This window comes from Staphylococcus sp. HMSC035D11 (assembly GCF_001836075.1).
In the GTDB taxonomy this organism is placed as follows: Bacteria; Bacillota; Bacilli; order Staphylococcales; family Staphylococcaceae; genus Staphylococcus; species Staphylococcus hominis.
On the sequence record NZ_KV827224.1, the window covers coordinates 48,134 to 57,991 of the forward strand.

Genomic DNA, 9,858 nt, shown 5'->3' on the forward strand with positions numbered 1-9,858 from the left:
CACCCTAGTTACAAGAAATAAATATTTTTCAAATATATTTAATTTCTCATCACTTAATTATCATATTAACGTTAACACAAAGTAGCGTTCAACAGATTAACTTGTACTTTTCACCAACCAGTACATCTCTACTTAAGTTAAAAAGTTTACTCATCTTTATGCGAATTCAAATTTATTTTAAGTATTTTTATTTAAATTGTCAATGTTCAACAAAGTCGTAAGGTGAAACATTTCCCATATTAATCATTGGATTAATTTGATAAATTGTTTCTTCACTTAAAGTAATGTGTTCATCTGCATTATTATCCTCTGTATCATCTATATTTATCGGTTCATCATTCTCTTCTACGTCTATATTAACCTGACTCATACCAAAATAATTTATAATTAGTGTTTTTAATTGTGTATGTCTTTCTTGACCTTGAGTATTTAAGGCAATGTCAAATGCTTTTGGATCTCCTAATAGTACTAAAGATTGTTTTGCACGTGTCAGACCTGTATATAAAATAGGTCTTTGCAACATTCTAAAATATTGTTTGACAATAGGCATAATAACAATTGGGAATTCTGATCCTTGTGATTTATGGATTGAGGTACAATAAGCATGTGTGAGTTCTAATAAATCTTGTCTAGTAAATGTAATTTCATTTCCTTCAAAATCGACAATCAGTACATCTTTATTAAGTGCATTTTCTTTAGCCCAAAATATACCTACTATGACGCCAATATCACCATTAAAAATATTGTCATTTGGTCGATTAACTAGTTGTAAAACTTTGTCTCCTTTTCTAAACTTTATATCGCCAAACTCTATTTCTCTTGTATCTTTTTCTTTAGGATTTAAAATATTTTGTAATACTTGATTAAGTCTTTTTATCCCTGCACTTCCTTTGTACATAGGTGCTAAAACTTGAATATCACTCATATCATATCCTTTATTTACAGCGCTAGATACTACTTTCTCCACTACGGTTGGAATTTGTTCTACATTGCAATGAATAAAACTTCTATCGTGATAACGTTTTGTAATATCTATTGACTCATGATGTTTCATGCGATGAGCTAAGTCAATAATACTAGAACCATCTTGTTGGCGATAAACTTCAGTTAAATTAACTCTTGGAAATGCTTTAGACTCAATTAAATCCTTAAATACTTGGCCAGGACCGACAGACGGCAATTGATCTTCATCGCCTACTAGAATAATTTGTGCATCTAGTGGAACGGCACTTAAAAATTGATGGAACAACCAAGAATCAACCATTGACATTTCATCAATTATAATGAGCTTAGCTTTAATTTCATTTTCAAGAATATCTTCTGATTGAGTATCTTGATTCCATCCTATTAATCGATGAATCGTCATTGCTTCTAATCCAGTTGATTCTTGTAAACGTTTTGATGCCCTTCCAGTTGGGGCGGCTAATACGATTGGATAATCATCTTCTTGATAATCGGAATACTTAAGAGATAGACCATGAATTTCAGCATACAATTCTACAATCCCTTTAATAACAGTTGTTTTACCTGTTCCTGGACCTCCAGTTAGTAACATTATTTTCGAATTCATCGCCGTTTCAAGTGCTTCTTGTTGTGATTTAGCATAATTAACATTATTTTGATCTTCTATTTCACCAATATGTATCTGTAAATCTGATTGCTCTATTATTTTAAAGTGATTTTTGTATGTGTTGATACGATACAAATTTTGAACACTTTTAAGTTCTGAATAGTATAAACTTGGAATCGCAACATGACTATTCTCTAAAATAATTTTCTTTTCTTCAAAAAGTGTTTGTAGCACATGTTTTAATTGTTCTTGTTCAATTGTTTCATCTAAATGCTTATCTGAAAGCATATCTTCTGTAATTTCTAATACAGCATTTTCATCTAAATAAGTATGTCCCTGTTTTATACATTCTTCTTCAAGAGTATATAATAACCCAGCTTTTAAACGTTCTGAATCGTTATAAGCAATACCATTATTTCTAGCTAATGTATCAGCTTTTTGAAAACCAATACCTTTTACATCATAAACTAATTGGTATGGATTGTTTTCTAAAATTTTTAAAGTCTCTGATTGATAAAATTGATAAATCGCCATGGATAATTTTGGACCAAAACCTAAGTCATGTAAGCGAATCATTATTTTTTCTGACTCTTGATTTGCACTAATTTGTTCTGCAATCTGTTTTTGTTTCGATTTTGCTAAACTAGGAACGTTTTCGAGAACAGAAGGATCAGTTAAAATATCATTTATTGCATTTTCTCCTAATGTATTTACAATATTCTGAGCAGTCTTTTTACCAATACCTTTAAATAAATCACTAGATAAATAACTTATTATGGCATCTTTAGTTTGAGGCAGTTCTTTTTCAAATGTTTCAGCTTTAAGTTGTTTACCATAACGAGGATGTTGAACAATTTGTCCTTTAAACGTATAGACATCTCCTTCAACAATATTAGGAAAAAACCCTACAACTGTAGGCAGATTATCAAATGATTCATTAGTTTCAATGGAATCTACTTTTAAAACAGTATAAAAGTTATCTTTATTTTGAAATAGAATGGTATCAACTGTTCCTTTAACCATTGAGTAATCAAATAGTGTAGGGTTTGACATATTATTCCTCCTCATTTTTTAGAGATTTAAATGTTTGTTTAGCATGCTGACTTAATAAATGTTTAGGATCAATTTGAATTGCTTTATCAAAATACTGAATTGCTTCATCAGCATCCTCAGTTTCCATATACGTTGCAAGACCTAAATTATATAATGCATCTACGTGATTAGGATTAATAGATAAAACATAGTTTAATTGCTTAATGGCTTCTTGAAACATTTCTAAATGACATAAGGTTAAACCATATTGAAATTGAACTTCTGTGTCCAAAGTTTGATCTAATTCAGCAGCAGTCATAAAAAAGGGTAATGCTTCTCTTTGCGCATCTAGTTGGCTAAAAGACATACCAATCATATAATTAGTATCAATGGGATTCATATTATACTTTAAAGCTCGTTGATAAAGTTTTATTGCTTCTTGAAAACGAGATTGTTCATAATATAGATTAGCTAAATTATAGTAAATAGCACCATTTTTGTCATCTAATGTTATTGCTTTTTGGAAGAATCTTTCTGCTTTCTCAATCTCACCAACATCAGCTAAAACGATACCAGCATTAATATAATTTTCAATAATATTAGGATTCTCTTCAATGTTATTAAATAATGCTTTAATGGCTTCTTCATAATTACCATTATTCATCCACTGATATATTGTTTCTTGTTCAATCATTTCCATGTCTCCATTTCTAACATAAATTTACAATTAAAAAGAAACCGCTAATTCTCATTTACAATGAGTTAACGGTTTACTAAAAATTAAACAACATAGCTAAGTTGACCTGTTGTTTTATATACATCATCTATAGTAGCGCCACCTAAACAAACTTCTCCGTTATAGAATACCACTGCTTGGCCTGGTGTAATAGCTCGAACAGGTTCGTCGAAAGTAACTCGAATAGATTGTTCATCTTCTTTTTGAACAAATACTTTAGTGTCTTTTTGACGATATCTAAATTTAGCAGTACATTCAAATCCATTTTCTAAATCAACTGGATTAACAAATGATGCGTCGGAAGCAATTAAATAATCACTATATAATGCATCATGATGGAAGCCTTGCTCGACATATAAAATATTATCTTCAAGATTTTTACCAACAACAAACCATGGATCTCCATCTCCACCAATACCTAGTCCATGACGTTGGCCAATAGTATAATACATTAAACCACTGTGTATGCCCATTTTTTTACCATTGAGTGTTCTCATTTCACCAGATTGTGCCGGTAAATATTGAGAAAGGAATGATTTAAAATTACGTTCCCCAATAAAGCAAATACCTGTAGAATCTTTTTTCTTAGCTGTTGCTAAGTCTTGTTCTTCAGCGATTTTACGAACTTCTTTTTTTTCTATGTCTCCAATTGGAAACATGACTTTAGATAATTGTTCTTGAGATAATTGATTTAAAAAGTATGTTTGATCCTTATTATCATCTACCCCACGTAACATTTCTACGCGACCATCTTCATGTCGATGGATTCGTGCATAATGACCAGTAGCCACATAATCGGCTCCTAATTTTAATGCATGTTCTAAAAATGCTTTAAATTTAATTTCTTTATTACACATGACGTCTGGGTTAGGGGTACGACCTTTTTTATATTCATCTAAGAAATATGTGAATACTTTATCCCAATATTCTTTTTCAAAATTCACAGCATAATATGGTATACCAATTTGATTACATACAGCTATGACATCATTATAATCTTCTGTAGCTGTACATACACCATTTTCATCTGTGTCGTCCCAGTTTTTCATGAAGATACCAATGACATCATATCCTTGTTCCTTTAAAAGATATGCTGTGACTGAACTATCTACACCTCCAGACATACCAACTACAACACGTATATCTTTATTTGACAAGTTCTATTCCTCCTTAAATTTATGATATATTTTATGAATTTCAGCAACAATATATTTTATATCTTGTTCGGTTGTGAGTTCATTAAAACTAAATCTAACTGAATGTTTTGCACGATCTTCATCTTCATACATAGCAGCAAGTACATGTGACGGAGTTGTTGAACCAGCTGTACATGCAGAACCAGACGAAACATAAATATTTGCTAAATCCAATAAAGTTAACATTGTTTCTACATCTATAAATGGAAAATATAAATTAAGTATATGGCCAGTCGTTTCTACCATTGAACCATTGACTTCAAATGGAATTGCACGTTCTTGCAAACTTACTAAAAATAGTTCTTTTAATTGCATTAAATGAATATTATTTTGATCTCGATTTTTAGTAGCTATTTCTAGAGCTTTTGTCATTCCAACTATTTGTGGAACACTTTCTGTTCCAGCACGACGTTTAGTTTCTTGTTCGCCGCCTAATTGAGAATACTCGATTGGTGTATTGTTTTTTACTAATAAAATACCTACACCTTTAGGTCCGCCAAATTTATGAGCAGTAATACTCATGGTATCAATATTAAACTCACTAAATTTAATATCTAAATGGCTAATTGCTTGGACTGCATCTACATGTAATAGAGCATTTGAATTAGAAACAATGTTTTCGATATCGTAAATAGGTTCTACTGTGCCCACTTCATTATTGACAAACATAATAGATACTAAGATAGTATCATCTGTTAAGGCTTCTTCCAATTGATCCAAATCAACTTTACCTGTATCATCTACATCTAAATATGTGACTTCATATCCTTCTTTTTCTAGTTGCTCGAATACGTGTAATACAGAATGATGTTCAATTTTTGTAGTAATAATATGATTACCTAAATGCTCATTAGCATAGACTAAACCTTTAATAGCAGTATTATTTGATTCTGTAGCACCACTAGTAAAAATGACTTCGCTTGGTTTAGCACCTAGTAATTGAGCTACATTTCTTCTAGATTCATCTAAATAACGTCTAGCATCTCTACCTACTGTGTGAATAGAAGATGGATTGCCGTAGTGCGATTGATATATATCCATCATTGCTTCTATAACTTCTGGTTTGACTGGTGTAGTTGCAGCATAATCTGCATATACTTCCATTATTAAGTACACTCCTCACAATATTATCAATGTTCCTATAATAGCACCTCATTCTAAAATTTTCTACCTTCTTGTTTATGAATTAATATATTAACTATTTTTCTTTCAATAATTATTTTAAGTATGAGCAATTTAATAACTGTAATCGTTTTAAGTTGTTAAACTATTAGATAATAAAGATAAAAAGGAGAAATAGTCTATGTCTGATATAAAATTTTCTGCATTAAATTTAGTTCCTATACGAGAAGGTCAAACTGATAAAGATGCAATTAATGATATGGTGGCTTTAGCTCAGAAATTAGATGAATTAGATTATGAGCGTTATTGGATTGCAGAACATCATAATGCACCTAATTTAGTAAGCTCAGCTACATCATTGTTAATACAACATACGCTTGAACATACTCATAATATTAAAGTTGGTTCAGGTGGCATCATGCTTCCAAACCATGCACCTTTAGTTGTTGCTGAGCAATTTGGTACTTTAGAAACCATTTATCCCAATCGTGTAGATTTAGGATTAGGTAGAGCACCTGGTACTGATATGATGACAGCAAGTGCATTGAGACGAGATCAACATAATGGTGTGTATGCTTTCCCTGAAGAAGTAGAACAATTACAAACTTATTTTGGTCCAGGAAATAAACAAGCTTATGTAAGGGCTTATCCTGCAGTAGATAAAAATGTACCGTTGTATATACTCGGATCATCAACTGACTCTGCACATTTAGCAGCTAGAAAAGGTCTACCCTATGTTTTTGCAGGTCATTTTGCACCACAGCAAATGAAAGAAGCAATTGAAATTTATCACGACTTATTTGAACCATCTGAAGCATTAGATAAACCATATATGATTGTATGTTTAAATGCTATAGTGACAGAAACTGATAAAGAAGCAGAATATTTAGCTAGTTCTTTAGCACAAGTATTCATTAGTATTGCTCGAGGAAGAATGCAACCAGTTCAACCACCAACTGATGATTTAAAAGGTCTTTTAACACCTAGAGAGTATGAAATGGCAAAACAAAGATTTGATGATTCTCTTATTGGTTCTGAAGAAACAGTGAAAGCTAAATTAGAAGCATTTTTAGAGGAATATGGTGATATTGATGAAATAATGGTCGTAAGCTATATTTATGACCAAGATAGACAATTTGAATCATATGAGCGTTTTAAACGAGTCATTCAAAAATTAAATAAATAATATTGATTAAAACCTGTTGAATATAAATAAATTGTCAACAGGTTTTAAATTTTTCATAAAAAAAGAGTGATGATCAAAATCACCACTCACAATTTTAATTATTTATTGTCTTTTTTGTCGTCTTTACTGTCATTATTTCCGCCAGTATATTCATTAATTTTATCTTTTACTTTATTTACTTGTTCGTTATCGCTATTTTTAAATTTCTCTGCTGCATCTTTTGCTTTATCCATGAATCCCATGTTGAAATTCTCCTTTCGAATTTAAGCATTTAATTTTTAATAAATAATTTTTACTTATATTAATCCAATACCACAGCAAAAAAGTTTTAAACATAATAAATTTAAATTTTTAAATGTAAAACATATAACCATCTAAATCGTTATCTGATTCTACAAAATCAGCTAAATATTTTAATGTTGTATTATCTAAAACTTCTCTAACAGCATCTCTCATTCGCAACCATAATTCTTTTTGTGCTGGTGGTTCAGAATCTATACTTTCTACAATAGTAATAGGTCCTTCTAATAAGCGAATAATATCGCCAGCTGAAATTTCTTCAGATGGGACTCTTAATTGATATCCACCCTTAGCGCCACGAATACTTCGAATTAATCCAGCATTTCTTAAAGGACCCACGAGTTGTTCTAAATATAAATCACTTAAATGATTTTCTTCAGCAATTGTTTTTAATGATACACACCCTTGCCCCTCTCTTTTTGCTAGGGAAATCATTAAAGTTAACCCATATCTCCCTTTCGTTGATATTTTCATAGTTTTACCTCACTTAATTCGAATAATATAGTCCCATTCTATCATTTTTTCAGTTAATATAGTAATAGAAAGGTGTGAAAAAATTGAATACAGAACCTTTAGCTTCAAGAATGAGGCCTACAAATATAAATGAAATTATTTCACAACAACATCTAGTTGGTCCAAGAGGCATTATAAGACGTATGGTAGAAACTAAAAAATTATCTTCTATGATTTTTTATGGACCTCCTGGAATTGGAAAAACTAGTATTGCTAAAGCCATTGCTGGCAGTACTGAATATAAATTTAGACAATTAAATGCAGTAACGAATACAAAAAAAGATATGCAAATGATAGTTGAAGAAGCTAAAATGTCAGGACAAGTCATTTTATTATTAGATGAGATTCACCGCTTAGATAAAGCAAAACAGGATTTTTTATTACCACATTTAGAAAATGGTAAAATCATTTTAATTGGTGCTACAACTTCTAACCCTTATCATGCAATTAATCCAGCGATTCGCTCACGTGTACAAATTTTTGAATTATATCCACTTGATGAAAAGGATGTATATCAAGCATTAACTAGAGCATTAAATGATGATCAAAATGGTTTAAAATCGTATCAACCCAAAATTGATGAAGATGCACTAAAATATTTCTCAACTCAAAGTCATGGTGATGTAAGAAGTGCTTTAAATGCTTTGGAATTAGCAGTATTAAGTGCTAAAGTATCCAATAATCAACGTCATGTTACTTTAGAAGATGCTAAAGATTGTTTACAAAAAGGTGCTTTTATCAGTGATAAAGATGGCGACATGCATTATGATGTCATGAGTGCATTTCAAAAGTCTATTCGTGGAAGTGACGTTAATGCTGCTTTACATTATTTAGCAAGATTAATTGAAGCAGGTGATCTTCCAACAATCGTACGACGTTTACTCGTTATTAGTTATGAAGACATTGGCTTAGCTTCTCCAAGTGCTGGTCAAAGAACACTAGCAGCTATTCAATCAGCTGAACGACTCGGATTGCCTGAAGCACGAATTCCTCTAAGTCAAGCAGTAATTGAATTATCACTATCTCCTAAGTCTAATTCAGCTATAAAAGCAATTGATAGTGCATTAAGTGACATCAGAAAAGGCAAAGTTGAACAAATACCTAAACACCTACGTGATGGTCACTATCAAGGAGCAAAAGACTTAGGCCGATCTATCGGTTATAAATATCCCCATGATTATGAGAATGGTTATATTAAACAACAATATTTACCTGACGCTTTAAAAAATAAAATATATTATGAACCAAAAACAACTTCTAAAAGTGAACAACAATTTAAAATAGTGTATGATAATTTAAATCATAAAAACTAATAAAACCTATGGAAAAGATGATAATACCTCTTTCATCTCTTCCATAGGTTTTTGTTAGTTATTACCCTTATCTTTAATTCTACGTACAGGAATGTCTTTTAAAATATCATTTACGACATAACTTGCACAAATTAAACCTACTGTGCTTGGTACAAATGCATTCGATGATGGAGGCATTTGACCTTTTCGATTTATTGCATTTGCATCTCCAACTGTTTTCTTAACATCTTCACGAATAACTATTGGACTTTCATCTGAGAAAACAACAGGAACGCCTTTTTTTATTCCAAGTTTTTTCAACTTGTTGCGAATAATTTTTGCCATTGGATCCATATATGTTTTTGAAATATCAGCAATTTTGAAACGTGTGGGATCTATTTTATTCGCAGCGCCCATACTTGAAATCAACTTGATTCCTCTATCTAAGCATTCTTTCATTAAATGAACTTTGTATATAATCGTGTCACTTGCATCGATAAAATAATCAATATCGTAATTATTAAAAATGTCTTCATATGTCTCTTCAGTATAAAACATGTGAAGAGATGTAACTTTACAATCTGGATTGATGAGTTTAATTCGTTCTTCCATTAATGTTACTTTACTTTGACCTATGGTAGTAGTTAATGCATGAATTTGACGGTTTACATTAGTGATATCTACGTCATCTTTATCAATAAGAATAATGTGACCAATGTTAGTTCTTGCTAAAGCTTCAGCAGCAAATGAACCAACTCCACCTACTCCTAAGACCGCTACTGTCTTGTTTTTTAGTAAATCTAGTCCTTCTTGTCCATAGGCTAATTCATTTCTAGAAAATTGATGTTTCATAATTAACTCCTTTACTTAGCAAATGTTAATACTATATTAACAGAAAAAAGCAAAAAAAA

Annotated in this window: 9 protein-coding genes; 2 read left to right on the forward strand and 7 right to left on the reverse strand. The window is 31.0% G+C overall.

The genetic code is table 11. From position 1 onward, the window contains the following. Nucleotides 1–199 precede the first annotated feature (199 nt). From HMPREF2647_RS01770 to HMPREF2647_RS01785, 4 genes are all read right to left on the reverse strand, one after another. Nucleotides 200–2,623: an SF1B family DNA helicase RecD2 gene (locus tag HMPREF2647_RS01770; protein ID WP_070859437.1), complete on the reverse strand. Its 2,424-nt coding sequence runs from the start codon at nucleotides 2,621–2,623 to the stop codon at nucleotides 200–202. A 1-nt stretch (nucleotide 2,624) separates the two neighbouring features. Continuing rightward, nucleotides 2,625–3,296 carry a tetratricopeptide repeat protein gene (locus HMPREF2647_RS01775; protein ID WP_070859439.1) on the reverse strand — a complete coding sequence of 224 codons (672 nt, stop codon included), beginning with the start codon at nucleotides 3,294–3,296 and terminating at the stop codon, nucleotides 2,625–2,627. A gap of 86 nt (nucleotides 3,297–3,382) precedes the next feature. Next, nucleotides 3,383–4,495 carry a tRNA 2-thiouridine(34) synthase MnmA gene (mnmA, locus tag HMPREF2647_RS01780; RefSeq protein WP_054105783.1) on the reverse strand — a complete coding sequence of 371 codons (1,113 nt, stop codon included), beginning with the start codon at nucleotides 4,493–4,495 and terminating at the stop codon, nucleotides 3,383–3,385. Nucleotides 4,496–4,498: 3 nt separating this feature from the next. Continuing rightward, nucleotides 4,499–5,638, reverse strand: coding sequence for a cysteine desulfurase family protein (locus HMPREF2647_RS01785; RefSeq protein WP_017176174.1), 1,140 nt, complete (start codon nucleotides 5,636–5,638; stop codon nucleotides 4,499–4,501). Nucleotides 5,639–5,837: 199 nt separating this feature from the next. Here HMPREF2647_RS01785 and HMPREF2647_RS01790 point away from each other — a divergent pair, with 199 nt between their 5' ends. After that, on the forward strand, nucleotides 5,838–6,842 hold the full coding sequence (locus tag HMPREF2647_RS01790) for an LLM class flavin-dependent oxidoreductase (RefSeq protein WP_049382006.1): 1,005 nt from the start codon (nucleotides 5,838–5,840) through the stop codon (nucleotides 6,840–6,842). A gap of 98 nt (nucleotides 6,843–6,940) precedes the next feature. Here HMPREF2647_RS01790 and HMPREF2647_RS11135 read toward each other — a convergent pair whose 3' ends face one another. Together HMPREF2647_RS11135 and cymR are read right to left on the reverse strand one after the other, a co-directional pair. Then, nucleotides 6,941–7,084: an SAS049 family protein gene (locus tag HMPREF2647_RS11135; protein WP_017176172.1), complete on the reverse strand. Its 144-nt coding sequence runs from the start codon at nucleotides 7,082–7,084 to the stop codon at nucleotides 6,941–6,943. A 109-nt stretch (nucleotides 7,085–7,193) separates the two neighbouring features. Then, nucleotides 7,194–7,616, reverse strand: a complete 423-nt coding sequence (cymR, locus tag HMPREF2647_RS01795; protein ID WP_002448977.1) for a cysteine metabolism transcriptional regulator CymR — start codon at nucleotides 7,614–7,616, stop codon at nucleotides 7,194–7,196. A gap of 83 nt (nucleotides 7,617–7,699) precedes the next feature. Here cymR and HMPREF2647_RS01800 point away from each other — a divergent pair, with 83 nt between their 5' ends. After that, nucleotides 7,700–8,968 (forward strand): replication-associated recombination protein A, encoded by a 1,269-nt coding sequence (locus HMPREF2647_RS01800; RefSeq protein ID WP_070436597.1) that lies wholly within the window; start codon nucleotides 7,700–7,702, stop codon nucleotides 8,966–8,968. Between the two features lie 54 nt (nucleotides 8,969–9,022). Here HMPREF2647_RS01800 and HMPREF2647_RS01805 read toward each other — a convergent pair whose 3' ends face one another. Further along, complete coding sequence (locus HMPREF2647_RS01805; protein ID WP_049382005.1) at nucleotides 9,023–9,799, reverse strand: tRNA threonylcarbamoyladenosine dehydratase; 777 nt, start codon at nucleotides 9,797–9,799, stop codon at nucleotides 9,023–9,025. Nucleotides 9,800–9,858 lie beyond the last annotated feature (59 nt).

Coding starts and splice junctions, on each gene's coding strand:
- HMPREF2647_RS01770 (WP_070859437.1), bottom strand. CDS start 2,623: ATGTCAAACCCTACACTATTTGATTACTCAATGGTTAAAGGAACAGTT.
- HMPREF2647_RS01775 (WP_070859439.1), bottom strand. CDS start 3,296: ATGATTGAACAAGAAACAATATATCAGTGGATGAATAATGGTAATTAT.
- HMPREF2647_RS01785 (WP_017176174.1), bottom strand. CDS start 5,638: ATGGAAGTATATGCAGATTATGCTGCAACTACACCAGTCAAACCAGAA.
- HMPREF2647_RS01790 (WP_049382006.1), top strand. CDS start 5,838: ATGTCTGATATAAAATTTTCTGCATTAAATTTAGTTCCTATACGAGAA.
- HMPREF2647_RS11135 (WP_017176172.1), bottom strand. CDS start 7,084: ATGGGATTCATGGATAAAGCAAAAGATGCAGCAGAGAAATTTAAAAAT.
- cymR (WP_002448977.1), bottom strand. CDS start 7,616: ATGAAAATATCAACGAAAGGGAGATATGGGTTAACTTTAATGATTTCC.
- HMPREF2647_RS01805 (WP_049382005.1), bottom strand. CDS start 9,799: ATGAAACATCAATTTTCTAGAAATGAATTAGCCTATGGACAAGAAGGA.